Origin of the sequence: Brevundimonas fluminis (assembly GCF_003934285.1) — a bacterium.
In the GTDB taxonomy this organism is placed as follows: Bacteria; Pseudomonadota; Alphaproteobacteria; order Caulobacterales; family Caulobacteraceae; genus Brevundimonas; species Brevundimonas fluminis.
This window is the reverse complement of sequence record NZ_RQWJ01000002.1, coordinates 1-22,393: the sequence shown is the minus strand read 5'-3', so window position 1 is coordinate 22,393 and position 22,393 is coordinate 1. Positions and strand designations below refer to the sequence as shown.

Sequence of the window (22,393 nt, the reverse complement as noted above, 5' to 3'; positions counted from 1 at the left end):
CGCCCGTTTCAGGCGCCGGGCAAGACCTCGGCGGAGAAGTCCTCGACGTCCTTCAGCAGGGCAGGCACGGCGGCGTCGATGATGGTCCGGCCCAGTTCGGGCGACGCCAGGGTCGGGTCGGAGCCGATGCGGCCGTCGGGGAAGCGGGCGCGGTAGTCCAGCGCGTCGCGGATCGGGCCGACGGGGGCGATGCGGGGCGTCATCTCCGGCGCGGTCTTGATCCGGTCGGGGTACGCCGCCTGCGTCACGGCGATCTCGGACGGCGTGGCGTGCATGCCGTGTCCGGTCGGGAACAGACGGTTGCAGAGAGGCGTGACGCCCGGCAGATCCCACCAGTTGCGCAGCTTCAGCGCGAAGTCGGTCCGTTCGGCGGCGAAGGACCATTCGGCGTAGATCTCGGCGAAGGTCGCCTCGATGGTGGACACGTTGCCGCCGTGGCCGTTCAGGAAATAGATCCGCTCGAAGCCGTGCCGGTTCAGCGAGTGCACCCAGTCGGTGATCGCCGCCATGAAGGTCGAGGGGCGCAGGGTGATGGTGCCGGCGAAGGCCAGATGATGCTGGGCCATGCCGATGTTGAAGGTGGGGGCGACGATCAGGCTCTCGTCCTGCTTCTCCGCCGCATGGGCGATGATCTCCGGGCACATCCAGTCGGTGCCCAGCAGGCCGGTGGGCCCGTGCTGCTCGTTGGAACCGATCGGCACGACGACGGTCTTCGTGGCCTTCAGCCGCGCGTCGATCTCGGGCCAGGAGGAGAAGTGAATCAGCATGGGGACTCCGGAGTTACTGCGGGGGGTTCCTAGACCTCTGAGGCGCGGGTTCCAACCGCCGGCTTGACCGGATGCGCCGGCGCGGCGACGAGGGGTCATGAGCCCGCCCGCCACCAGGCCCCCGCCGAAGCGCGCCGCGAAGACGCCGAAGTCGGCGCCGCGCCGGCTGGGCTGGCCGCCGGACGAGGATCGGGTCGAGGCGATCTTCGAGCGGCTGTCGGCCGTGATGCCCGAGCCGAAGACCGAGCTGGACTTCGCCGACCCCTACACCCTGACCGTGGCCGTCGCCCTGTCGGCCCAGGCGACCGACGTCAGCGTCAACAAGGCCACCGCGAAGCTGTTCGCCGTCGCCGACACCCCGGAAAAGATGCTGGCGCTGGGAGAGGCGGGGCTGATCCCCTTCATCGCCTCCATCGGCCTGTACCGGAACAAGGCGAAGAACGTCATCGCGCTCAGCCGGATCGTGCTGGAGAAGCACGGCGGGCAGGTGCCGCTGACGCGCGAGGGATTGCAGGCTTTGCCCGGCGTGGGTCGCAAGACCGCAAGCGTGGTGCTGAACGAACTGGGGATCGAACCAGCCATCGCGGTGGACACCCACGTGTTCCGCGTCTCGCACCGGCTGGGGCTGGCCAACGCCGCCACGCCGGACAAGGTCGAGGCGCAATTGCACGAGGTGGTGCCGGAGGCGTGGCTGCCCAAGGCGCACCACTGGCTGATCCTGCACGGCCGCTACACCTGTCTGGCGCGGCGGCCGAGGTGCGGCGAGTGCCTGATCTCGGACCTGTGTCCGAGCCGGGGGGATTTCGTCGAGCTGCCGGCCTAGCGACGGCAATCAGTCGCCGCCCGTCTCCAAGGGAAGGACTTTGAGGATGAAGCGGCCGTAGTAGTCAGCAAAGGTGCCGCCGCTTCCGTCATCCTCAGGGACGAACGTGATCTCGATCGTCGCCAAGTCGGAATAGACTGCAGATAGTCGATGAATGCGATTCCGACCCCGCAGGCCGGTATAGGCGTCCGTACGGACCAGCTGCGTCGCTATGCCCCGCTCGGCGAGACAGTCATGCACCGTCCATGGATACCTGTGGTGGAACTCGATGCCCATGTTTTCGAGCGCTGCCCCGCAATAGTCGCGAGTGATCGGATCGGCCTCGTTCCAGGCGCAAGCGAACTCCATCGGCTCCAGTTTAAACAGCCGGATCGTACGAGGCTTGGCGCTTGTCGCGACATCTCGCGCCAGCGCGTCCAGTGCAACGCAGTGCGAGTTAACCGTCTGCGCAGCAGCGGGTGTAGCCCCAATCAACAAAGCACCTAGCAAGGCTGTGCGCACCATGTTGGAACTTTGGACTCGGGGCAGCCGTCAGTCTAGCCGCCGTCAGTCCAGACGCCCCTTGATCGCCCGCGCGAACGCCGCGCCGGCGTCGGGGGCCTGGGCGAGATAGAGGTCCGGCTCGATCAGTTCGGCCTCCATCAAGAGCCAGCCGCCGTCGGCGTCGCGGGTCATGTCGATGCGGGCGTAGAGGAGATCCTCGTCGATGTTCCGCAGCACGGTTTCGGCAAGGGCGAGGGCTTCCGGCGCAGGCGTGACGCTCTCGTAGCGGCCGCCGAACTGGACCTGGATGCGGAACTCGCCGGGCACGGGGGTCTTGCGCACGGCGTGGCTGAAGCGGCGGTCGAAGAACAGCAGGCTGGTCTCGCCCTCGGTTTCGATGGACGGAAGATAGGGCTGGATCAGCGCGGGGCCTTCGGGGGCGCCGGTCAGGGTCTGGCCGCGCGACAGGCGCAGGGTCTTCCACGCCCCGCCCGAAACGCGGGGCTTCACCACCAGCTCATCCGTGCCGAAGCGGTCGAAGGCCGCGCCGACGTCGGCCTGGGTCGGGGCGTCGGCCCAAATGGTCGGCGGGATCGGCACGCCGCGCCCGGCGAGCCGGTCGAGGTAGGACTTGTCGGAGTTCCAGCTCAGCACCCCCGGCGGATTCACCATGCGCACGCCGTCGCGGGCCCAGGCGGCGCAGGCGGCGGTCCAGCGGGGGTGGTCGCGGTGGTAGCCCCAGGCGACGAGAGGCAGGACCAGCGGGGCGGCGGCCAGCCGGGCGCCGCTTTCGACGTGGTCGGTCCACGCCTCGGAACGCGACGCGACGCCTTCCTTCGCCAGCGCGGCCTGATGGCGGGCCAGCACGTCGGGCCACTGGCCGGCGTAGGAGGGGTCGCCCGGATCTGGCGTCAGGATCACCACGCTCACGCGGCGATCTCCGGCAGGACGCGCGGGCGGCGCTGGTCGTCGATGGCGACGTAGGTGAAGACGCCCTCGGTCACCCGCATGGACTGGGCGTGGGCCTGGTTGCGCGAGCGCTTCCACGCCTCGACGTGGACGCGGATGGAGGTCCGGCCGGTGGAGACGACGCGGGCGTGGATCGACACCTCGTCGCCGACGGCCACGGGCTGGTGAAAGACCATGGCGTCGACGGCGACCGTGACGCAGCGGCCCTGCGCCCGTTCGAAGGCCGGGGTCGCGCCGGCGAGGTCCATGTGCGCCAGCAGCCAGCCGCCGAAGATGTCGCCTTCGGGGTTGGTGTCGGCCGGCATGGCGATGACCCGGCCGACGGGCGGGCCGGAGGGCTGATCGGGAAGATCGAGGGAGGACATGACGGGCCTCTTAGGACCCGTCAGGTCTCCGGAGCAACGGCTTAAAGCGCGTCGCAGGCCGCCTGGTCGCCGCCGACGCAGGCTTCGTAGCGGGCCATGGCGGCGCGGTGGGCGGCCATGTCGGCCTCATACCTGGCCTGGGCGGCCTGATAGTCGGCACGGGCGCGGGCCTCGGCCTCGTCCTGGGCCTTCAGACGGGCGGCCACCTCGGCGTTCAGCTCATGGGTGCGGCGGTCGCCGTTGGGGTCGGTCGGATCCTGGGCCAGGGCCGGAGCGGCGAAGGCGGCGAGGGCCGCGGCGACGATCACGAAACGCATGGAACATCCTCCATCTGTGCGCCGGCGGACGTGCCGGCCGATGGAGCGGAAACTCACGACGGCAAAGCCAGTTCAAATACGGTGCCGTTGGGCCCGGTCTCGACCAGCCGCAGATCCCCGCCGTGGCCGACCGCCAGCTCGCGCGCGATCGACAGGCCCAGCCCCGTGCCCTCGGGTCCGGCGCCGGAGACGAACGGCTGGAACAGCCGCGCCCGGACCCGCTCGGGGATGCCGGGGCCGTCGTCGGCGATGCGGATCAGGGCCAGGCCGTCGCGGGCCTCGGCCGAGACCCGGACGCGGCCCGGTCCGCGGCCGGAGGCCTTGCGCGCCGCGTCGCCCTCGATCGCCTGCCGGGCGTTGCGGAACAGGTTGACGAGGATGCGGTTCAGCTGGTCCGGGTCGGCGTTGACGGTGAAGCGGGCCGGGATGGACCGGGTCAGCTTGACCCCTTCGCCGAGGCCGGCGTCCTCGGCCGCGACCGAGACCGCCGGCGCCAGCGCCATCCGATGGGGCTGGGCGGCGGGCTCCTCGGACTTGCCGTAGTCGAGCACGTTGCGGGTCAGGGCGGCGGCGCGGCCCAGTGCCCGCTCCAGCCGCGGCACGGCCTTGGCCACCTGCGGGTCGGACGAGGCGGACAGGCGTTCCGAGGCGATCTGGGCCGAGGTCAGCATGTTGCGCAGGTCATGATTGATCTTGGCCACGGCCTCGCCCAGCGCCGCGAGTCGGGCGCGGCTGCGCAACGATTGACGCACCTCTTCCTGCATGCGGGCCAGTTCGCGCTCGACCTGACCGATCTCGTCGTCGCGGTCGGACGGCGGCGCGGCGCGGCGCTCGGGGTCGTCGGCGAAGGCCTCGATGGCCTGGGTCACGCGCTGCAGGGGGCGCAGAACCAGAAAGGCGAGGCCGAGATACAGCATTCCCCCCGCGAGGACGGACAGCAGCAGGGAGAGCAGCAGGCTGTTGGCCAGATAGGCCGCCAGTTCGCGCTTCAGCGGCTCCGCGGGGGCGAGGATCTCGACATAGTCGCCGGAGCGGTAGCGCGGCCGAGCCTGAACCCGCAGCGACCGGTCCGGGTGGCCGAACAGCGTGCGCCACGGGTCGCTCAGGCGGGCGACGGTCCCCCGTCGGCGCAGGTCGATCAGCTCGGGCGCGCGCGGCAGGTTGGGGGCCTGGAGCAGGAGGCGGCGCACGCCCTGCTCGCCGACCACCACGGCCTGGACGCCGCCGATGCGCAAAAGCTCCTCGGCCGTCTCGTCCTCGACCATGGAATAGGGCAGGGCCTCTACCCCCACCGAGGCCAGCTCGGCGGCCTGGAGCCTGTCCAGAAGCCAGCGCTCGTGGAAGTTGGCGGCCCCCGGGGCGACGATCAGGATTTCGACGCCGAGGGTGAAGGCGGCGGTCAGCAGCAGCAGGCGCCACGCAAGCCCGCGCCGGCCCGCGCGACGGACGGGCCAGCGCGCCTTCAACCGGTCGAGGAAGCCGCCCGCCGTCATGCCGCCTCCTTCGTCCCGCGCCCGCGCTGGACCAGCTTCAGGATCAGCGGCAGCAGGATCGACAGGAAGGCGACTCCCAGCAGCGGCCACATGAACTCCGCGAACAGGGCGGTCACGTCGGGGTTCGGGTCGTCCGCCAGGACCTCGTTCAGGCCCGAGCCGATCCAGCAATAGATGACGTGGGCCGGCAGCAGGCCGATGAAGGTGGCCAGGGCGTAGGGCCGGATGGGCGCGGCCACCAGGCCGGCGGCGACGTTGATGAGGTGAAAGGGCACGCTGACCACCAGGCGGGCGACCAGCACGTACCAGAAGGCGTCGCGGTCGATGCCCTCGCAGATATTCTTCATCAGGCCGGAATCGGCGGATCGGGCGCGCTGACGGAATCCCTCGCCCCAGGCCGTGCGGCCGACCGCATAGACGCCAAGGGCGCCCAGGGTGGCGGCGAAGGCGGTGGCGACCCCTCCGACCCATGGCCCGAACAGATAGCCGGCCGTCACCGTGACGAAGACCACGCCGGGCACCACGCTGGCCGTCAGGGCGGCGAAGATCAGGATCAGGAGCCCGAGGGCCAGCAGGTAGTTTTCGGACACATAGGCGCGCAGGAAGGCTCCGTGATCGCGCACGGTGTCTAGCGACAGATACCGGTTCCACCCCATGGCGAAGACCAGCGCCAGGGCCGCCAGCACGATCAGAAGGGGGAGAAACCGACGAAGCCTGGCCATTCCCTCGTGCGATCTCCTGGAACCGATCGGGTCCGCGGCGTTGACAGGCGCGCCCCGATGGCCCTATACGCCCGCCTCCCGCGGCGGGACGTTCATCCGAATGTTCCGCCCGCCCACTTGTTTCTGGAGCCGACCGTGAAGCGGACCTATCAGCCGTCCCGACTCGTGCGCAAGCGCCGTCACGGCTTCCGCGCGCGCATGGCCACGAAGAACGGCCAGAAGATCGTCGCGCGCCGTCGCGCCAAGGGCCGCAAGCGCCTGACGGCCTGAGCGGCCTGAACCCTCTCCCGTCGGGGGAGGACCGATGGACGAGCCTCTGAAAATCCGACGCTTGACCCGGCGGCCCCAGTTCCTGGCGGCCGCAAAGGGTCGTTCCGAGGCCCGCGGCGCCGTGGTGGTGCAGCGGCTGGACCGGGAGGACGGCGACCCGGCCGTCGGCGTCGGCTTCACCGCCACGCGCAAGATCGGCGGCGCCGTGGTGCGAAACCGCGCCAAGCGGCGATTGCGGGAGGCGGCGCGCGCCCTGCTGCCCCTGTTGGCGAGCCCCGGCAGCGACTATGTGCTGGTGGCCCGCATGGGCACGGCCGACAGGGACTGGACCCGTTTGCTTGACGACGTGAGTTCCGCCCTTACAAGGCTGGCGACCCCGCGGCCGACCCCGGCCCCGGACCGCGCGCCCGCCGCGCCGCCCTCATCGCCCGAGCAGGACGCCTGACCTCATGAGAGACGACAACGGCCGCAACACGATCATCTTCGTGGTCGTCACGGCGATCTTCCTGATCGGTTACCAGATGCTGGTGCTGGGACCGCAGGCGGAGCGGCGGAAGGCCGCGCAGCAGGCCCAGCGCGAGGCCTCGGCCGCCGCCGCGGTGACGCCGGACGGCGCGCCGTCGGCGACCGGCGAGCCGGGCGCCGCCTCCACGACCGCGCCGCGCCCCGTGGTCGTCGACCGGCGCCAGGCCCTGGCCACCGACGCCCTGACCGGCCGGGGCTCCGAGCGCGTGATCATCCGCACGCCGACGCTGAGCGGCTCGCTGTCGCTGATCGGCGCGCGCGTCGACGACCTGTACCTGACGCGCTATCGCGAGACGATCGCGGCGGATTCCCAGCCCGTCGAACTGTTCCGCCCCCAGGGCATGAACCACGCCTATCAGGCCCTGTTCGGCTGGACCGGCGCCAACGTGGCCGGCGGAGTGCCGGGGCCGACGACGCCGTGGCGCCTGACGGAAGGCTCGACCCTGACGCCGACGACGCCGGTGACCCTGACCTGGGACAACGGCGCGGGCCTGCGCTTCACGCGCCGCATCTCGGTCGACGACCGCTACGTCTTCACCGTCCGCGACACCGTCGCCAACTTCGGCGCGGCGCCGATCACCCTGCGCCCGTGGGGACGCGTCGAGCGACTGGGCGTGCCGGCCGATCTGGGCAAGCAGCAGATCCTGCATGAGGGCGCCATCGGCACCTTCAGCGACGACGGCAGCGGCTACACGACCACGCAGCTGAAGTACGGCGCCTGGGTCAAGAAGCCGATCGAGGAGACGGAATCGGTCGGCGGCTGGCTGGGCATCACCGACAAATACTGGCTGGCGGCCCTGATCCCCGGTCAGGACGAACGGATCGACGCCGGTTTCCGAATCCGCGACGGCGCGACCTACGACACCTATTCCGCGACCATGCAGGGCGCCGAGCGCACCGTGTCGCCGGGCATGCAGATCACCCACGAGCAGCGCCTGTTCGCCGGGGCCAAGGTCAACGACGTCCTGACGGCCTATGAGAAGGAGCTGGGCCTGCCCCGCTTCGTCTACGCCATCGACTGGGGCTTCCTGTTCTTCCTGACCCGGCCGATCCTGATCGTGCTGGACTTCTTCTACGGCATCCTAGGCAACGTCGGCCTGGCCATCCTGGCGCTGACGGTCTGCATCAAGATCCTGCTCTTCCCGCTGGCCAACAAGGCCTACGAGAGCCTGTCGAAGATGCGGAACCTCCAGCCCAAGATGGAGGAGATCAAGAAGAAGCACGGGGGCGACGCGCAGAAGCAGCAGCAGGAGCTGATGGCCCTGTACCAGCGTGAGAAGATCAATCCGCTGGCCGGATGCGTCCCGATCCTGATCCAGATTCCGGTCTTCTACGCCCTGTACAAGGTGCTGTTCGTCACCATCGAGGTCCGCCACGCGCCCTTCTTCGGCTGGATCCGGGACCTGTCGGCGCGCGACCCGTCGAACATCTGGAATCTTTTCGGCCTGATCCCCTGGGATCCGGCGAGCGCGCCGGTGATCGGCGGTCTGCTGGTGGGCGCGCTGGGCCTGGGCGTGCTGGCCATCGTCTACGGCTTCACCATGTGGCTGCAGCAGGCCATGAACCCGCCGCCGCCGGACCCGGTGCAGAAGCAGATCTTCGCCTTTCTGCCGTTCGTCTTCACCTTCATCATGGCGCCGTTCGCCGCGGGCCTGCTGGTCTACTGGATCTGGAACAACGTCCTGTCGATCCTGCAGCAGTACGTGATCATGCACCGCTTCAAGGCCCCGAACCCGATCGACGGTTTCATCGACAAGCACATCCGGAAGAAGGCGACGTGACGCCCGAGGAGCAGGCCGAGCGCGAGGCCGAGATCGAGGCCGCGCGCGTCCTGTTCGCCCGCCCGGCCACCTTCGTGCTGGGCTGCGCCAAGATCGAGCAGCTGCCCGAGCCGGACCTGCCGGAGATCGCCTTCGCCGGCCGGTCGAACGTCGGCAAGTCCAGCCTGATCAACGCCCTGGTCGGCATGCACAAGCTGGCGCGCGCCTCGACCGAACCGGGCCGGACGCGCGAGGTCAACTTCTTCGACCTGGACGGCAAGATGCGGCTGGTCGACCTGCCGGGCTACGGCTGGGCCAAGGCGTCGAAAGGCGAGGTGAAGCGGTTCCAGAACCTGGGCCGCGACTATCTGCGCGGCCGGGTGACGCTGAAGCGGGTCTATCTGCTGATCGACGCGCGCCATGGCCTCAAGAAGGTCGACGACGAGGCGCTGGACGCGCTGGACCTGTCGGCGGTCAGCTATCAGATCGTCCTGACCAAGGCCGACAAGATCAAGCCTCACGAGGGCCAGAAGGTCGCCGAGGCGACGCTGAAGGCCGTGTCGAAGAGGCCCGCCGCCTATCCCGAGGTCCTGTTGACCTCGTCGGAGAAGGGGACGGGCATTTCCGAACTGCGCGCGGCGATCATGCGCGCGACCGGGACGGCGCCCTGACCAGCTCCAGGGCGTCCAGCAGGTCGCCGGGCGTCAGCGGCTCGCCCGCCGTCAAGCGATCGCGCAGGCGCGCGACGGCCTTCAGCTGCTCCGAGGCCCGGCGCGGCCCGGGCCGGCCCTCGAGGGCGCCGAGGTCCGCCAGGGCGGCGTGACGCCAGCCCCTCTCCGGCGGACGGGCCAGCACCTCCGCCCAGCGGTCTCCGGGCGACAGGTCGGCCGCCAGCCACGTCCACGACTTGGCGCGCGGGCCCTTGCGATAGTGTCCGGGCCGGGTCGGCAGGCCGTGCCGCGCATAGACGGCCAGCGCGCCCGCCTCGATCGCGGCCAGCCGGTCCAGCACTGCCGGAAGGCTCATCTCAGTCCAGGTTCAGGGCGCTCGTGACCGAAACGTCGTAGACGACGCGCGTCACGCTCTGCACCAGTTCGAAGAAGCCGCGCAACTCGGACGAGCCGGAGCGCGGGACGTAGATCAGGTCGTCGGGGCGGACCACGAAGTCCTGGGCCACGAACAGGCCGTCGGGCCGCGACAGATCCAGCCGGTAGATCACCGGCACGCCCCGTGGGGAAACCGGCTGGGACAGGTTCAGGGCGCGCGCGATCTCGGGCCGTTCGAAACGGAAGACCAGAACCTGACGCGCGTCGGCGCGGTCCGGCGCCAGGCCGCCGGTGCGGGCCAGCGCGGCGGCCAGGGTCAGCTCGCCGGGGCCCAGGTCCTGCTGCGTCACCTGACCGAGCGCCCCGAAGGCGGAGAAGCGCCGCGGCCGATGAATCAAAGCCAGTTGGTCGCCGGGCGCCAGCCGCACGTTGGCGTCGAACTGAGACATCACCGCGGTCAGGGGCGCGGACCATTCGCGTCCGTCGCGGCGGAGGCGGACCTCGACCTCCTCGATCGGGCGCGAGGCGCCTCCGGCGGCGGCGACGACGTCCAGCACGCGGCTTGCGCCGGTGCGCAGGACGGCGCGGCCGGGCGTGCGCACCTCGCCCAACACCGTGACGCCGTTGGACGGGCGCTCGGCGACCGAGACCGTCACCTGCGGCGAGCCGACCCGGCCCTGCAGGGCGCGGCGCACGGCCTCCGCGGCCTGGGACGAGGTCAGCCCTGCGACGGCGACGCGGCCGCCGAAGGGCACGCCGATGCGGCCCTCGCGGTCCACGACGGCGGACAGGGTCTCGGCGCCGCCCGACACGCGGCCGTCGGCCCCCCGTGCCCCGAACAGGGCGCCGGACGGCTCGTAGATGGAGACGCTGAGCACGTCGTCGACGCCGATCAGGTCCAGCGGTCCGGCGAAGTCGGCGCCCGCCAGGCCGGCCTCCGCCGGAGCCTCGGAGAGGCGAAGGGCCTGCGAGACGGCATAGTCGAGCTCGACGATCGCATAGGTCGGCGCGGCGGTGTCCAGCGCGCGCGAGGAAGGTCCGTCGGCCGGCAGGACGGCGCAGGCGGAGAGCGCCCCCGAGGTGCACAGGGCGGCGCAGAGGGCGAGCAGGCGGCGCTTCATCCGACGACCCTATCGGCCTTCCGGCAGGCCCGCCAGCGGGGCGACAGCCGCGAAGTGTTCGGCCCAGGTGGGGGCGACGAACGCGGGGCCGGCAGAGGGGGGCTTGCAGGCCGCCTCGATCGCCGCGGCCCATCCGGGCCCGTCCAGAGGATCGATCAGCCGGGCGCCGCTGGCCAGCTCGCGGTGAACCGCGATGTCGGAGGCGATCACGGGCACGCCCAGCGACAGGGCCTCCAGCGCCGGCAGGTCGAAGCCCTCTATCGCCGAAGGCGCCAGAACGGCGCGCGCGCCGATCATCAGGCGGGCCAGCGCCGCGTCGGAGAGGTCGGCGGCGTGGTGCACGAGGCCCTGCAGCGGGGGCGAGCGCTCGAGATGGTCCAGCACCGCCTCGTTCTCCCAGCCGTGCCGGCCGATCAGGGCGAGTCGGGGCGCCGCGGCGCCCATGGTCTCGCCCAGCCGGCGCCAGACGGTCAGCAGGAAGGCGAGGTTCTTGCGGGCCTCCAGAGTGCCGACGCAGACGAAATAGGGCTGCGCCGCCGGGGACCAGCGCGGCGCGGCGAACAGGGGCTCCAGCCCCAGCGGCGCCGCCACCACCGGGGGCGGGGTCAGGCCCTCGCGCTCCGCGAAGGCCGCCAGTTCGAACGCCGTCGTCGCCGAGTTGGCGACGACGCCCGCGGCGTGCGTCAGGGCGGCGCGAACCCGGCTGCGGTGCCGCGGGCCTTCTCCGGGGCGGCAGAACTCGGGATGGGAAACGGGGATCAGGTCGTGAATCATGACCATCGGGCGGACGCCCAGCGCCTTCAGCCGCGCGAGGCCATAGGGTCCGTCCAGCGGCGCGTGACCGACGTCCACGTAGAGGTCGCCCCGCCGCGGTTCGGGAAAGGGGCGGGTGCGCAGCAGCCGCTCCACCGTGCGCCGGCGGCGGCCCTCCTCGACCTCGACGGGGGCGTCCATCAGGGAGCGGGAAGGTCGGGGACCGGACAGGGCGCGCACCAGACGCGCCTCCGCCGGCGTCACCGCGGCCGAGGCGTCGCCGGCCCAGCGGTCGGCCAGCCCGGCGATCCTCTCCGCCACCCAGCGCGGGTCCAGCGCCGTCATCCGGCGGAGGGTGGTGTGAACGGGCACCAGGGTCACACCCTTCAGATCCCGCAGCCAGCGGTCATAGGCGAGACAGACGCGGTCGACGCCCGTCGGCGCGGCGCGGTCGCGCCGGCCGATCAGCCGACCCACCTCGAACAGGACGCGGATCGCGGTGCGGCCGCTCACAGGACTTTGGCGTAGAGGTCCTGAAGGCGCGCGCGATGGGCCTCGGGACTGAATTTCGCCGCCTGGATCCGACCGCGCGCGACGAGGTCGGCGGCCAGGGCGTCGTCGGCGTCCAGCGCCCGTATGGCGCGGGAGACTGCGGCGGGATCGTAGGGGTCGACCGTCAGCGCCGCGTCGCCCGCCACCTCCGGCAGGGACGCCACGTTTGAGGTGATCACCGGCGTGTCCAGAAGCATGGATTCCAGAACCGGCAGGCCGAAGCCCTCGTGGAGGGACGGGAAGATCGTCCCGCGCGCGCCGCGGATCAGGGAGACCAGCAGCGAGAAGGGCAGATGGTCGAAGGTGCGGATGCGCTTGCGCTGCGCCTTTCCCCGGGCGCGGTGGGCGTGCATCAGCGCCGTCTCGTCCTCGTCAAGCCAGCCCTTGCCGCCGACCACGATCAGCGGACGGGTGGAGCCGGACGTCAGATAGGCCTCGACCACGCGGGCGAGGTTCTTCTTGGGTTCGATCGCGCCCCAGTGCAGCCAGTAGTCCTTCCAGCCCAGGTCGAAGGCCGACAGCAGGTCGGCGGCGACGTCTTCGGCCGGCCGGTCGCGCAGGCGCCCGGGCACCTCCACGGATTGCCAGGTGGTGACCAGCTTCTCCTCGGGGACGCCCAGCAGGCGAACCACGTCACGCCGCGTCGCGTCGGAGACCACGGCGATCGCGTCGGCCCGCCGGGCCGCCTCGCGGCACAGGCGGAAGAAGGCGCGCTTGTTGTCCAGCGTCGCATGCGGAAGGCGCAGGGGGATCAGGTCGTGGATGGTCAGCACGTTGGTCCGCCCGGTCGCCTGCAGCGGCAGGGGCGTGGTCCAGTGCACCACGTCCGGGCGCCCGACGACGGGATGGTCGGCGAAGCGCAGGGGCGTGATCAGACGCCGGCCGGCGAAGTTGCGCTGGGCCGTGGTGAACAGGCGCGAGGCGGTCCAGTACGCCCGCGCCCGGGGCCGGCCGCCGCCCCGCGCGGGCCAGATCACGTCGTCCGACGGCTCCACGGCATGAGCCGTCCGGCCCAGATGGAGCGAGGCCAGGCCGATCAGCCGGTCCAGCGGGCTCTCCTTCGTCTCGCGCGCGTCGACGAGGCCGATCTCGTTGAACAGGGCGCGCTTCGACGGCCTGGCCTGCGGTCCGTACAGGACGTGGGTCTCGTGGCCCATGTCGTCCAGCGCCGTCAGCAGGTTGCGGCCATAGGCGCCGATGCCGGTCGTCTTCTTCAGGCCGATGTTGAAGCCGTCGACGCAGATGCGGGCCATCAGCTGACGTAGCCCGCCTGCATCAGTTCCGCGACGTGCATGATCGCCACCGGCCGGGCGTCCTCGACCACCAGCAGGGTGGCGATGCGGTTCTGGGTCATCAGATCCAGGGCGTCGCTCATGCGGGCGTCGGGGTGGACCGTCTTGGGCCGGGGGCTCATCAGCTCGGCCGCGGTCAGGGCCTTGACGTCGCCCTCGCGACCGAAGGCGCGGCGCACGTCGCCGTCGGTGACGATCCCGCCCAGGGTGCCGTCGGCGTTCAGCACGGCGACGGCGCCCTTGCGCCCCTCGGTGATGGCCGAGATCACCTGCACGAATCCCGCGTCGGCGGCGACGGTCGCGGGCTGCGGCGGCCGGTCGCCCATCCAGTCGCGCACGCTTTGAAGGCTCATCCCCAGCTTGCCGCCAGGATGATGCAGGCCGAAATCCTGTGCGGTGAATCCGCGCCGGTCCATCAGCACCATGGCCAGGGCGTCGCCCAGAGCGAGGCTCATGAGGGTGGACGTCGTCGGCGCCAGCCCGTTGGGGCAGGCTTCGGCCACCTGCGGCAGGGTCAGGCAGACGGTCGAGTTGCGGCCCAGGAAGCTGTCGGGGCGCTGGGTCATGCCGATGACCGGGATGCCCTTGCGGCGGCAGAAGATCAGCGGATCGCGCAGCTCGCGGCTCTCCCCCGAGTTCGACAGCGCCAGAAGCGTGACGTCGTCGCGCAGCATGCCCAGGTCGCCGTGGCTCATTTCGGCGGGATGGACGAAGAAGCTGGCGGTGCCGGTCGAGGCGAGGGTGGCCGCGATCTTGCCCCCGATGTGGCCCGATTTACCCATGCCGGTGACGATCAGATAGCCGGGGCGCGACAGCACGATCTCGACGGCCCGGGCGAGGGCGTCGCCGACGGAGGCTTCGAGAGCCTGCAGGGCCGAGACGTTCAGTCGGACCACCTCGCGGGCGCGGTCGATCATGGCGGCGTCGTTCATGCCGCCGGTTTCGCCCATCGCGCGCCCGCGCACAACTCGCCCGGCCGCTCGGCGACCGGGACTTTTTCGGAACCTTGGCCGTAGGGAGGCGTTCGCCGACGGTCATGGGGATATCGCAAGAAACGCTCGACGCCGGCGCGCCGGTCGCCGAAGGGTCCGCCGCGCGCCTGCCGCCGCCGCCCGAAGTCCTGCCCCGCCTTTCCCTGTTCCTCGACCTCGACGGCGTCCTGGCCCCGCTGGCCCCGACGCCCGACGCCGTGGGGCCGGACCCGCGCCGCAGTTCGGTTCTCCGCGCCCTCGCCGATCGACTGGAGGGACGCGTCGCCATCGTAAGCGGGCGACCGCTGGAGGAGATCGACCGGATCGCCGAGCGCGCCGTGCTCCCGGCTTCCGGCGTGCACGGGCTGGAGCGGCGGACGGCCGGGGGCGTGCTGATAGAGACCGAACCGCATGAGGGGGTGCGCGAGGCGGTGGCGGCCTTTCAGGCCTTCGCCCGCGAGCGGCCCGGGCTGATCGTGGAGGACAAGGCCGTGGCCGCCGGCCTGCACTATCGCGGAGACCCCAGCCACGCCGAGGCGGCCGAGGCCCTCGCCCAGGATCTGGCCGAGCGAACCGGCCTGAAGCTGCAGCCGGGCAAGCTGGTGCTGGAGCTGAAGACCCCGGGCGCCGACAAGGGCACGGCGCTGACGGCCTTCATGGCCGAACCGCCCTTCCGGGGGAGCGTTCCGGTCATGGTCGGCGACGACCTGACCGACGAGCACGGGTTCGAGGCGGCGAAGGCGCTGGGCGGCTTCGGCGTGCTGGTGGGACCGCCGCGCCGGACGACGGCGCTGCATGGGCTGGAGGACGTCGGACGGGTGCTGGACTGGCTGGAGAAGGTACGCGCCGAATGACCCCGAACCTGGACCTCGCCCCCATCGGCAACTGCGCCGTTTCGGCGCTGGTGGACCGCCGCGGCCGGTTCGTCTGGGCCTGCGCCCCGCGCGTCGACGGCGACCCGGTCTTCTCCGCCCTGATGGACGGAAACGATCCGGATCACGGGTTCTGGGACGTGGACCTGGAGGGCTGCGTCGACGTCCAGCAGGCCTATGTCCGCAACACGCCGGTCCTGCGCACGGTGATGACCGCGGCGGACGGCGCCTCGCTGGAGCTGCTGGACTTCGCCCCCCGGCATCCCAAGCACAGCCGGACCTATCGGCCCCTGGCGTTCGGACGTGTGCTGCGGCCCCTGTCCGGCGCGCCGCGGGTTACCGTGCGGCTGCGCCCCTCGGCCGACTGGGGCGCGCGTCGGGCGGAGACGACCAGCGGGTCGAACCACGTCCGCTATCTGTGCACCGACGTCACCTTCCGCCTGACGACCGACTGTCCCGTCTCGCACGTGCTGAATGAGCGGACTTTCCGTCTGGAGAAGCCGCTGGCCTTCTTCTTCGGGCCGGACGAGGGCTACGACCAGGACGTCGGTCCGGGCGTTCAGGCCGCGCTGGACCGCACGATCGGCTACTGGCGCGAGTGGGTGCGCAAGCTGTACCTGCCGCTGGACTGGCAGGAGGCGGTGATCCGCGCCGCCATCACGCTGAAGCTGTGCGCCTACGAGGAGACGGGGGCCATCGTCGCGGCCCTGACCACCTCTGTGCCGGAATTCCCGGAGAGCGGACGCAACTGGGACTATCGCTACTGCTGGATCCGCGACGCCTACTACGTCGTGCGGGCGCTGAACCGGCTCGGCGCGGTCGACATTCTGGAGAACTACCTCGGCTATCTGAGAAACCTGGTCGACGCCTCGGCGGGCGGTCACGTGCAGCCGGTCTACGGCGTCGGGCTGGAGGCCGAGATCGACGAGCGGATCGTCGAGAGCGTCGAGGGCTATCGCGGCATGAGGCCGGTGCGGGTCGGCAATCAGGCCCGGGAGCACCTCCAGCACGACGTCTATGGCCAGATCGTCCTGCCGCTGGTGCAGAGCTTCTATGACCAGCGTCTCCTGCGCCCCGGCACGATCGACGACTTCCGCGCGCTGGAGAAGGTCGGCGACCGGGCCTACGAGATGCACGACCAGGTCGACGCCGGCCTGTGGGAGTTCCGCACCATCGCCCGGGTGCACACCTATTCCTCGGTCATGTGCTGGGCCGCGTGCGACCGCCTGGCGAAGGCGGCGGAGCATCTGGGCCTCGCGGACCGGGCCGGGCACTGGCGCGCCCGTGCCGCGACGATCCGGGAGCGCATCGAGAAGGAGGCGTTCCTGGAGGACGAAGGCCGGTTCGCGGCCAGCTTCGGCAACCGCGAGCTGGACGCCAGCCTTCTGCAGATGACCGATCTGGGGTTCCTCGATCCGATGGATCCGCGTCAGGTCGCCACCTTCGACGCCATCGAACGGGATCTGAAGAAGGGGCCCTACCTGTTCCGATACGTCGAGCCTGACGACTTCGGCGAGCCGGAGACGGCGTTCAACTTCTGCACCTTCTGGTTCATCGAGGCCCTGCATCTCAACGGCCGGGACGCGGAGGCGCGCGAGATCTTCGAGCAGATGCTCAGCCGGCGGACCCATGCGGGCCTGCTCAGCGAGGACATCTCGCTGAACGACCACGAACTGTGGGGCAACTACCCGCAGACCTATTCGCTGGTCGGCATCATCAACTGCGCCATCCTGCTCAGCCGGTCGTGGACGGACGTGCGATGACCGGCCGGCTGATCGTCGTCTCCAACCGCGTTTCGGCGCCGAAGGACCCGGCCGCCGGCTCGGCGGGCGGGCTGGCCATGGCGCTGTCGGCGGCGCTGAGGAAGTACGAGGGCCTCTGGTTCGGCTGGTCCGGAGAGACCACGGAGCACTGGACGCCCGAGGCCAAGATCGAGGACCGGGGCGGCGTGACCGTCGCGCTGGTCGATCTCGAAGCCCAGGACGTCGACGAATACTACAACGGCTACGCCAACAAGACGCTGTGGCCGCTGTTCCATCATCGGGTGGATCTGACCGCCTATGAGCGCAGTTTCGGCGAGGGCTACGAACGGACCAACGCCAGGTTTGCGGAGGTCCTGGCCCCCCTCATCCGGCCGGACGACGTCGTGTGGATCCACGACTATCACATGATCCCGCTGGCCCGGGATCTCCGGCGGCTGGGGGTGAGGAACCGGATCGGCTTCTTCCTGCACACGCCGTGGCCCGCGCGGCAGCTGCTGGTGACCCTGCCGTACCATCGGCGCCTGGTCGAATCGATGTTCGACTATGACCTGTTGGGCTTCCACACGCGGGAATGGCTGGATCTGTTCCGCGACTACGTGGCGTCCGAGCCGGGCGTCGACGGCCGATTGCTGCCCAACGACGGACTGGAGGCCTTCGGCAAGACGGTGCAGGCCGGCGTCTTCCCCATCGGCATCGACGTGGCGGGTTTCGAGCAGGCGCGGAACTCGCCCCTCGGCGCGCGGACCTACGACCGGATGATGGCGTCGACCGCCTTCCGCAAGCTGATCGTCGGGGTCGACCGCCTCGACTACTCCAAGGGTCTGGAGCAGAGGCTGCTGGGCTATGAGCAGTTCCTGGAGTCGCACCCGGATCTGCGCTCCCAGGTGCTGCTTCTGCAGGTCACGCCGATCAGCCGGGACGAGGTCGACGCCTATCAGGACATCCGCGGCCGGCTGGACGCCCTGGCCGGGCGGATCAACGGCGAATACGCCGAGATGGACTGGCAGCCGATCCGCTATCTGAACCGCACCTATCGCCGCGACCAGCTGGCCGGCATCTACCGGGCGGCCCGGGTCGGGCTGGTGACGCCGCTGCGCGACGGCATGAACCTGGTCGCCAAGGAATTCGTGGCGGCGCAGAACCCCGAGGATCCCGGGGTGCTGATTCTCTCCCGCTTCGCCGGGGCGGCCGAGCAGATGGGCGAGGCCCTGCTGGTCAACCCCTTCAGCCGCGAGGAACTGTCCGACGCCATCCAGCGGGCCCTGACCCTGCCGCTGGCCGAGCGCCGCCGGAAATGGGAGTCGCTGATGCAGGTGGTGCGCGACACCGACGTGTCCGTCTGGCGCGACGACTTCGTCGCCACGCTCAGGTCGGTGGCGCGGCCGTCCGACGACGACGGCGCCGCGCGCGCGGCGGCCTAGGCCGCCACGGAGGCCTCCGGCGCGTCCTTCGCCATTGCCCGGGCGTTGGCGGGTCTCGCCGCGACGCGGGCCACGTAGGCGTCCAGCAGGTCGTCCCTTGGCGCATGCTCCAGGCCCCAGGCCAGCGCCCCGCCCACCATCACGTCCACCGCCGTGAACCGATGCCCCATGAGGAAGGGCCCGTGCCTGAGCGCGGTCAGGATGCGGGCGTTGACCTGATCGTAGCGCTTGCGTGCCGCCGCGTCGGTTTCGGTCCGGCCCTCGATCTTCGACCAGTAGGCCGGCTCCATCTCGCCGGCGGTCCACGCCAGCCAGGTCAGATAGGCCCCGCGCTCCGGCGAGCCGACGGGGGCGCCCAGATCGGCCTCGGGGAAGAGGTCCGTCAGATACAGGGCGATCGCCGCCGATTCCGTGATCAGGGCCCCGTCGTGCATCAGGGTCGGCACCTTGCCGTCCGGGTGAAGGTTGGCGGGGTCGGAGCGGCCCGTGCCCGTCAGGGAGCGGTAGATGTCGACGTGCTCGATCGCACAGGGCGCGCGCAGTTCCTCCAGCAGCCAGACGATGCGGCCCGAACGCGATTGGGTGGCGTGGAACAGGGTGAGCATGATCGGTCCTCCTCGAAAGACGGCCCCTCGCCGTCGGTGGGATTGATCTACTGCCACCCTGCTGCCAGCATGCTGTCAGCAGCCTCCGCGCATCCTGCCGTCAAGCAGCAAGCGCGCGCGGCGCGAGCGTTCGGGCCTCCTTGGCCCTCAAGCAGCGAGGCTCCGCGGGCCGAGCGATAGGGCCGACGAAATGAGACGCGCGGACAGGCTGTTCCAGATCATCCAGGTGCTGCGGCGCGCGTCGAAGCCGGTCACCGCCGACGCCCTCGCGGTCGAACTGGAGACGTCGAAACGATCCATCTACCGCGACGTCGCCACCCTGATGGCCCAGCGGGTGCCGATCCGCGGCGAGGCGGGGATCGGCTACGTCCTGGACGGCGGCTTCGACATGCCGCCCCTGATGCTGACGTCGGACGAGGTCGAGGCGGCCGTTCTCGGGGCGCAATGGGTGGCGGGTCGCGGCGACCCGGCGCTGGCCCGGGCCGCGCGTGACCTGATCGCCAAGATCGCGGCCACCGTGCCCGAGAAGCTGCGGCCCGTGCTGCTGGAGCCGGCGGTCGCCTCGCCGCCGGCGTGGAGACGGGAGGTCGAGACGCTGGACATGGGCAAGGTGCGCGCCTGGATCCACGCCGGGCGCAAGCTGCGCCTGCAGTACGCCGACGAGCAGGGCCGGGAGACCGTTCGCGTCATCTGGCCCTGTCTGGTCGGCTATCGCGAGACGACGCGGCTGCTCGTCGGCTGGTGCGAGACCCGCGACGATTTCCGGACCTTCCGGACGGACCGGGTCGTCGAGGCCGACTTTCTGGACGACCGCTATCCGCATCGCCCGGCCGTGCTGCGCGGGCGCTGGTACGCGAAGATGGAGGCCGAGCGCTGCGAATGGGAGAAGGCGCAGGCCGCGGGCGGGGCTCAGTAGATCTCGAACAGCCCGGCCGCGCCCATGCCCCCGCCGACGCACATGGTGACGACGCCCCATTTGGCGCCGCGCCGCTTGCCCTCGATCAGCACATGGCCGGTCATCCGGGCGCCGGACATGCCGTAGGGATGGCCGATGGAGATGGCGCCGCCCGAGACGTTCAGCCGGTCGTTGGGAATCCCCAGCCGGTCACGGCAGTACAGCACCTGCACGGCGAAGGCCTCGTTCAGCTCCCAGATGCCGACGTCGTCCACCTTCAGACCGTGGCGCTCCAGCAGGCGCGGCACGGCGAAGACCGGGCCGATGCCCATTTCGTCGGGCTCGCACCCGGCCACCGCCATCCCGACGTAGCGGCCCAGCGGCGCCAGGCCGCGCCGCTCCGCCTCCCTGGCCTCCATGATGACGCTGGCCGAGGCGCCGTCGGACAGCTGGGAGGCGTTGCCGGCCGTGATGAACCGGCCCTGCTGGATCTTCTCGCCGCCGCCGAAGACGGGTTTCAGAGACTGCAGACCCTCCAGAGTCGTGTCGGGCCGGTTGCCCTCGTCCTTCGACAGGGTCACCTCCTTCGCCGAAGCCTGACCGGTGGCCTTGTCGACGACCTGCATCGTGGCCGTCATGGGCACGATCTCGGCGTCCAGCCGGCCTTCGGCCTGGGCCTGCGCGGTCCGCTGCTGGGACTGCAGGGCGTATTCGTCCTGGGCCTCGCGCGAGATCCCGTAACGGTCGGCCACCACCTCGGCCGTCTCGAGCATGGACATGTAGATGTGGGGCGACAGCTTGAGCAGCGCCTCGTCCTTCATGCGGAAGACGTTCATGTGCTGGTTCTGAACCAGCGAGATGGACTCCAGGCCCCCGCCGACGGCCACGACCTGGCCGTCGTGCGTCACCTGCTTCGCCGCCGTGGCGATGGCCATCAGGCCGGAGGCGCACTGTCGGTCCAGCGTCATGCCCGCCGTCGTGGCCGGCAGGCCGGCCGCCAGCGCGATCTGGCGCGCCACGTTGGTGGCGGTCGAGCCCTGCTGCAGGGCCGCGCCCATGACGACGTCCTCGACCTCGGCCGGATCGATCCCGGCGCGCCTCACGGCGTGCCGCACGGCATGGGCGCCCAACTGCTGTGCCTGGACGTCGTTGAAGGCGCCGCGGTAGGCGCGGCCGATCGGCGTACGGGCGGTGGAGACGATGACGGCTTCGCGCATGGGAGGGATCCTGTCGGGGAGTGACCGGCCACATTGATCCGCCCACGCCCACGGGCGCAAGCCGCCCCGACGCCCTCCGCTCCTCCCAATTGTGTTGAAAGGGCGCCACAGTCGGCGCCGGTGTGGTCGAAATGGGGAACCGTGTACGGTCCCCGCCGTTGAACGCGCCGTAGTGGCCCCTCACGGGGGACACGGATGGCCATTGGCATCATGGACTGTGAGGACCGTATGAAACTGAAACTCTTCACCACCGTCGCGGCGGCTGGTCTGCTCGCCGCCGGCGCGGCTTCGGCGGATCCGCTGGGCTGGTACGGCGCGATCGACGCGGGCTGGCACAAGGCCGACGCGTCGGCGTGGGACTTCGACGGCACGGGCTCGGAATATGAGTTCGAGCTGGCCGAGGACTGGGCGGCGTTCGGCCGTCTGGGCTACCGCTTCGACCAGAACTGGCGCGTGGAGCTGGAAGGCGGCTATCGCGGCGCCGACATCGAGACGGTCGACAAGCTGGGCGGCGGTCTGCCGACCGGCATCTGCCAGCCGAGCCCGGCCGGCGCCTGCGAGGGCCCGGACGGCACGATCGACGCGGCCACGCTGATGGTCAACGTGATCTACGACTTCGGCGACGACAGCTGGGGCATCCGTCCGTTCGTGGGTCTGGGCGCCGGCGTGGCGCGGATCAACACGGACTTCATCGGCACCCAGGAAGGCCAGCGCGGCTTCACCATCGCGGCCGACGACTCCTCCGCCAAGCTGGCGGCGCAGGCCCTGGCCGGCGTGTCGATGGCTCTGGGCGAGCGTCTCGACCTGGACCTGACCTACCGCTACCTGATGACCGACTTCGAGTTCGACTCGATCGCCTCGGGTCCGGTGAACTTCGGCAACTTCGAGGGCCCGTATGAGGACCACTCGCTGACCCTGGGCCTGCGCTGGGCCTTCGGCGCCGAGCCGGTCGTCGTGCCGCCGCCGCTGCCGCCGGTCGTTCCGCCGCCGCCGGTCGTGCGTCCGCCGGCCCCGGTGCCGCCGACCCCGCCGCAGCCGCCGCGTCCGGCCCCCCGCCAGTTCGTGGTCTACTTCGAGTGGGATTCGACCGCCCTGTCGGCCGACGCCAACAACGTGATCGCCCAGGCCGCCCAGTACGCCGCCTCGGGTCGTCCGACCTCGATCCTGGTCGTCGGTCACGCCGACACCTCGGGCTCGGCCCAGTACAACGAAGGCCTCGCCATGCGCCGCTCGCGCACCGTGGCCGACGCCCTGGTCGCCCGCGGCGTCAACTCCGGCGTCCTGCGCGTCGACGGCCGCGGCGAGCGCGAGCTGGCCCGTCCGACCGCCGACGGCGTCCGCGAGCCGCTGAACCGCCGCGCCACCATCGACATCAACTTCTGAGCCCCAGG

24 protein-coding genes are annotated in these 22,393 nt (G+C 70.9%); 10 read left to right on the top strand and 14 right to left on the bottom strand.

The window, feature by feature from the left end:
• Positions 1-8 precede the first annotated feature (8 nt).
• Positions 9-767 (bottom strand): creatininase family protein, encoded by a 759-nt coding sequence (locus tag EFJ44_RS00505; protein ID WP_125255238.1) that lies wholly within the window; start codon positions 765-767, stop codon positions 9-11.
• Positions 768-864: 97 nt separating this feature from the next.
• On the opposite strand from EFJ44_RS00505, the gene nth reads away from it, so the two are divergent.
• On the top strand, positions 865-1,590 hold the full coding sequence (gene nth / locus EFJ44_RS00500) for an endonuclease III (RefSeq protein WP_125255237.1): 726 nt from the start codon (positions 865-867) through the stop codon (positions 1,588-1,590).
• Positions 1,591-1,599: 9 nt separating this feature from the next.
• Here nth and EFJ44_RS00495 read toward each other — a convergent pair whose 3' ends face one another.
• Genes EFJ44_RS00495 through EFJ44_RS00470 form a run of 6 tightly spaced genes read right to left on the bottom strand, consistent with a single transcriptional unit; the run spans position 1,600 to position 5,939 of the window.
• Positions 1,600-2,094 carry a hypothetical protein gene (locus EFJ44_RS00495; RefSeq protein WP_125255236.1) on the bottom strand — a complete coding sequence of 165 codons (495 nt, stop codon included), beginning with the start codon at positions 2,092-2,094 and terminating at the stop codon, positions 1,600-1,602.
• A gap of 42 nt (positions 2,095-2,136) precedes the next feature.
• Positions 2,137-3,003, bottom strand: a complete 867-nt coding sequence (locus EFJ44_RS00490; protein ID WP_125255235.1) for an ATP-grasp domain-containing protein — start codon at positions 3,001-3,003, stop codon at positions 2,137-2,139.
• Complete coding sequence (locus tag EFJ44_RS00485) at positions 3,000-3,407, bottom strand: acyl-CoA thioesterase (RefSeq protein ID WP_125255234.1); 408 nt, start codon at positions 3,405-3,407, stop codon at positions 3,000-3,002. The genes EFJ44_RS00490 and EFJ44_RS00485 overlap by 4 nt, the downstream gene beginning before the upstream one ends.
• A 41-nt stretch (positions 3,408-3,448) precedes the next feature.
• Positions 3,449-3,724 (bottom strand): hypothetical protein, encoded by a 276-nt coding sequence (locus tag EFJ44_RS00480; protein WP_125255233.1) that lies wholly within the window; start codon positions 3,722-3,724, stop codon positions 3,449-3,451.
• A gap of 53 nt (positions 3,725-3,777) precedes the next feature.
• On the bottom strand, positions 3,778-5,217 hold the full coding sequence (locus EFJ44_RS00475; RefSeq protein WP_125255232.1) for a sensor histidine kinase: 1,440 nt from the start codon (positions 5,215-5,217) through the stop codon (positions 3,778-3,780).
• Positions 5,214-5,939, bottom strand: coding sequence for a TVP38/TMEM64 family protein (locus EFJ44_RS00470; protein ID WP_125255231.1), 726 nt, complete (start codon positions 5,937-5,939; stop codon positions 5,214-5,216). The genes EFJ44_RS00475 and EFJ44_RS00470 overlap by 4 nt, the downstream gene beginning before the upstream one ends.
• Before the next feature lie 135 nt (positions 5,940-6,074).
• Here EFJ44_RS00470 and rpmH point away from each other — a divergent pair, with 135 nt between their 5' ends.
• The 4 genes from rpmH to yihA are packed head-to-tail and all read left to right on the top strand — an operon-like array spanning position 6,075 to position 9,165.
• Positions 6,075-6,209: a 50S ribosomal protein L34 gene (rpmH, locus tag EFJ44_RS00465; protein WP_125255230.1), complete on the top strand. Its 135-nt coding sequence runs from the start codon at positions 6,075-6,077 to the stop codon at positions 6,207-6,209.
• 34 nt (positions 6,210-6,243) lie between these two features.
• Positions 6,244-6,654 (top strand): ribonuclease P protein component, encoded by a 411-nt coding sequence (rnpA, locus tag EFJ44_RS00460; protein WP_125255229.1) that lies wholly within the window; start codon positions 6,244-6,246, stop codon positions 6,652-6,654.
• A gap of 4 nt (positions 6,655-6,658) precedes the next feature.
• Positions 6,659-8,515, top strand: a complete 1,857-nt coding sequence (gene yidC / locus EFJ44_RS00455; protein ID WP_125255228.1) for a membrane protein insertase YidC — start codon at positions 6,659-6,661, stop codon at positions 8,513-8,515.
• Complete coding sequence (gene yihA / locus EFJ44_RS00450; protein ID WP_125255227.1) at positions 8,512-9,165, top strand: ribosome biogenesis GTP-binding protein YihA/YsxC; 654 nt, start codon at positions 8,512-8,514, stop codon at positions 9,163-9,165. The genes yidC and yihA overlap by 4 nt, the downstream gene beginning before the upstream one ends.
• On the opposite strand, the gene EFJ44_RS00445 is transcribed toward yihA, so the two are convergent.
• Genes EFJ44_RS00445 through EFJ44_RS00425 form a run of 5 tightly spaced genes read right to left on the bottom strand, consistent with a single transcriptional unit; the run spans position 9,137 to position 14,190 of the window.
• On the bottom strand, positions 9,137-9,520 hold the full coding sequence (locus EFJ44_RS00445; protein WP_125255226.1) for a hypothetical protein: 384 nt from the start codon (positions 9,518-9,520) through the stop codon (positions 9,137-9,139). The genes yihA and EFJ44_RS00445 overlap by 29 nt on opposite strands.
• A gap of 1 nt (position 9,521) precedes the next feature.
• Positions 9,522-10,661: a polysaccharide biosynthesis/export family protein gene (locus EFJ44_RS00440; protein WP_125255225.1), complete on the bottom strand. Its 1,140-nt coding sequence runs from the start codon at positions 10,659-10,661 to the stop codon at positions 9,522-9,524.
• A gap of 9 nt (positions 10,662-10,670) precedes the next feature.
• Positions 10,671-11,927: a glycosyltransferase family 4 protein gene (locus tag EFJ44_RS00435; protein WP_241209625.1), complete on the bottom strand. Its 1,257-nt coding sequence runs from the start codon at positions 11,925-11,927 to the stop codon at positions 10,671-10,673.
• Positions 11,924-13,219 (bottom strand): glycosyltransferase family 4 protein, encoded by a 1,296-nt coding sequence (locus EFJ44_RS00430; RefSeq protein ID WP_125255224.1) that lies wholly within the window; start codon positions 13,217-13,219, stop codon positions 11,924-11,926. The genes EFJ44_RS00435 and EFJ44_RS00430 overlap by 4 nt, the downstream gene beginning before the upstream one ends.
• Positions 13,219-14,190 carry a KpsF/GutQ family sugar-phosphate isomerase gene (locus EFJ44_RS00425; RefSeq protein ID WP_241209624.1) on the bottom strand — a complete coding sequence of 324 codons (972 nt, stop codon included), beginning with the start codon at positions 14,188-14,190 and terminating at the stop codon, positions 13,219-13,221. Before EFJ44_RS00425 ends, EFJ44_RS00430 begins: the two co-directional genes overlap by 1 nt.
• Before the next feature lie 104 nt (positions 14,191-14,294).
• Here EFJ44_RS00425 and otsB point away from each other — a divergent pair, with 104 nt between their 5' ends.
• Genes otsB through EFJ44_RS00410 form a run of 3 tightly spaced genes read left to right on the top strand, consistent with a single transcriptional unit; the run spans position 14,295 to position 18,285 of the window.
• A complete protein-coding gene (gene otsB, locus EFJ44_RS00420) occupies positions 14,295-15,083 on the top strand; it encodes a trehalose-phosphatase (protein ID WP_125255222.1) in 789 nt (262 codons plus the stop codon).
• A complete protein-coding gene (locus EFJ44_RS00415; protein ID WP_125255221.1) occupies positions 15,080-16,864 on the top strand; it encodes a glycoside hydrolase family 15 protein in 1,785 nt (594 codons plus the stop codon). Before otsB ends, EFJ44_RS00415 begins: the two co-directional genes overlap by 4 nt.
• The gene (locus EFJ44_RS00410) at positions 16,861-18,285 is read left to right on the top strand and encodes an alpha,alpha-trehalose-phosphate synthase (UDP-forming) (RefSeq protein ID WP_125255220.1); all 1,425 of its coding nucleotides are present in this window, start codon (positions 16,861-16,863) and stop codon (positions 18,283-18,285) included. The genes EFJ44_RS00415 and EFJ44_RS00410 overlap by 4 nt, the downstream gene beginning before the upstream one ends.
• Here the strand turns inward: EFJ44_RS00410 and EFJ44_RS00405 are convergent.
• Positions 18,282-18,890: a glutathione S-transferase family protein gene (locus tag EFJ44_RS00405; RefSeq protein WP_125255219.1), complete on the bottom strand. Its 609-nt coding sequence runs from the start codon at positions 18,888-18,890 to the stop codon at positions 18,282-18,284. The two genes, EFJ44_RS00410 and EFJ44_RS00405, sit on opposite strands and share 4 nt — an antisense overlap.
• Before the next feature lie 190 nt (positions 18,891-19,080).
• Here EFJ44_RS00405 and EFJ44_RS00400 point away from each other — a divergent pair, with 190 nt between their 5' ends.
• The gene (locus EFJ44_RS00400) at positions 19,081-19,806 is read left to right on the top strand and encodes a helix-turn-helix transcriptional regulator (RefSeq protein ID WP_125255218.1); all 726 of its coding nucleotides are present in this window, start codon (positions 19,081-19,083) and stop codon (positions 19,804-19,806) included.
• Here EFJ44_RS00400 and EFJ44_RS00395 read toward each other — a convergent pair.
• On the bottom strand, positions 19,800-21,002 hold the full coding sequence (locus EFJ44_RS00395) for an acetyl-CoA C-acyltransferase (RefSeq protein ID WP_125255217.1): 1,203 nt from the start codon (positions 21,000-21,002) through the stop codon (positions 19,800-19,802). The genes EFJ44_RS00400 and EFJ44_RS00395 overlap by 7 nt on opposite strands.
• A 228-nt stretch (positions 21,003-21,230) precedes the next feature.
• Here EFJ44_RS00395 and EFJ44_RS00390 point away from each other — a divergent pair, with 228 nt between their 5' ends.
• Positions 21,231-22,385, top strand: coding sequence for an OmpA family protein (locus tag EFJ44_RS00390; protein WP_125255216.1), 1,155 nt, complete (start codon positions 21,231-21,233; stop codon positions 22,383-22,385).
• Positions 22,386-22,393: the final 8 nt, after the last annotated feature.

Coding starts and splice junctions, on each gene's coding strand:
- EFJ44_RS00505 (WP_125255238.1), bottom strand. CDS start 767: ATGCTGATTCACTTCTCCTCCTGGCCCGAGATCGACGCGCGGCTGAAG.
- EFJ44_RS00415 (WP_125255221.1), top strand. CDS start 15,080: ATGACCCCGAACCTGGACCTCGCCCCCATCGGCAACTGCGCCGTTTCG.
- EFJ44_RS00480 (WP_125255233.1), bottom strand. CDS start 3,724: ATGCGTTTCGTGATCGTCGCCGCGGCCCTCGCCGCCTTCGCCGCTCCG.
- EFJ44_RS00400 (WP_125255218.1), top strand. CDS start 19,081: ATGAGACGCGCGGACAGGCTGTTCCAGATCATCCAGGTGCTGCGGCGC.
- EFJ44_RS00390 (WP_125255216.1), top strand. CDS start 21,231: ATGAAACTGAAACTCTTCACCACCGTCGCGGCGGCTGGTCTGCTCGCC.
- nth (WP_125255237.1), top strand. CDS start 865: ATGAGCCCGCCCGCCACCAGGCCCCCGCCGAAGCGCGCCGCGAAGACG.
- EFJ44_RS00475 (WP_125255232.1), bottom strand. CDS start 5,217: ATGACGGCGGGCGGCTTCCTCGACCGGTTGAAGGCGCGCTGGCCCGTC.
- EFJ44_RS00495 (WP_125255236.1), bottom strand. CDS start 2,094: ATGGTGCGCACAGCCTTGCTAGGTGCTTTGTTGATTGGGGCTACACCC.
- EFJ44_RS00405 (WP_125255219.1), bottom strand. CDS start 18,890: ATGCTCACCCTGTTCCACGCCACCCAATCGCGTTCGGGCCGCATCGTC.
- rnpA (WP_125255229.1), top strand. CDS start 6,244: ATGGACGAGCCTCTGAAAATCCGACGCTTGACCCGGCGGCCCCAGTTC.
- EFJ44_RS00430 (WP_125255224.1), bottom strand. CDS start 13,219: ATGGCCCGCATCTGCGTCGACGGCTTCAACATCGGCCTGAAGAAGACG.
- EFJ44_RS00425 (WP_241209624.1), bottom strand. CDS start 14,190: ATGAACGACGCCGCCATGATCGACCGCGCCCGCGAGGTGGTCCGACTG.
- EFJ44_RS00440 (WP_125255225.1), bottom strand. CDS start 10,661: ATGAAGCGCCGCCTGCTCGCCCTCTGCGCCGCCCTGTGCACCTCGGGG.
- otsB (WP_125255222.1), top strand. CDS start 14,295: ATGGGGATATCGCAAGAAACGCTCGACGCCGGCGCGCCGGTCGCCGAA.
- yidC (WP_125255228.1), top strand. CDS start 6,659: ATGAGAGACGACAACGGCCGCAACACGATCATCTTCGTGGTCGTCACG.
- EFJ44_RS00470 (WP_125255231.1), bottom strand. CDS start 5,939: ATGGCCAGGCTTCGTCGGTTTCTCCCCCTTCTGATCGTGCTGGCGGCC.
- EFJ44_RS00485 (WP_125255234.1), bottom strand. CDS start 3,407: ATGTCCTCCCTCGATCTTCCCGATCAGCCCTCCGGCCCGCCCGTCGGC.
- EFJ44_RS00445 (WP_125255226.1), bottom strand. CDS start 9,520: ATGAGCCTTCCGGCAGTGCTGGACCGGCTGGCCGCGATCGAGGCGGGC.
- EFJ44_RS00395 (WP_125255217.1), bottom strand. CDS start 21,002: ATGCGCGAAGCCGTCATCGTCTCCACCGCCCGTACGCCGATCGGCCGC.
- EFJ44_RS00410 (WP_125255220.1), top strand. CDS start 16,861: ATGACCGGCCGGCTGATCGTCGTCTCCAACCGCGTTTCGGCGCCGAAG.